1 pseudogene is annotated in these 392 nt (G+C 75.0%); it reads right to left on the bottom strand.

Annotated elements, in window-relative coordinates:
• Window positions 1–60: 60 nt before the first annotated feature.
• Window positions 61–392 (bottom strand): annotated as a pseudogene (locus ADK54_RS16260) (NAD(P)/FAD-dependent oxidoreductase); the annotation flags it as partial.

Here is a 392-nt window from a genome sequence, read left to right on the forward strand (position 1 = left end):
AAGGGCGGGGGGGGGGGGCACTCCCCCGGGAGGGGGTCCGGGGGCGGAGCCCCAAGGGGGTCAGCCTGCCAGGGCTCGGGCGATGCGGTGGGCGTCCAGGGACAGCTCTCGCAGCATCCCGCTGATCGGGTTCGTGAACCCCGTGAAGTACAGCCCGGAAGCCCCCGGCACCGTACGCGCCCCGTGCGCAAGCGGACGCCCCCGCGAGTCGAGGACCCCGAGGTGTCCGACGATGCCCGAGAGCCCCCGCCGATACCCCGTCGCGCAGATCACCGCCTCCGGCGAGACGCGGGAACCGTCCGCCAGGACGACCTTGCCTCCCTCGAAGGATTCGACCGCCCCCACCGGCTCGACCCCCCCCCCCCGCACCCCGTCGATCACCCCCACGCCCT

It is taken from the genome of Streptomyces sp. WM6378 (assembly GCF_001279695.1).
Taxonomy (GTDB): domain Bacteria; phylum Actinomycetota; class Actinomycetes; order Streptomycetales; family Streptomycetaceae; genus Streptomyces.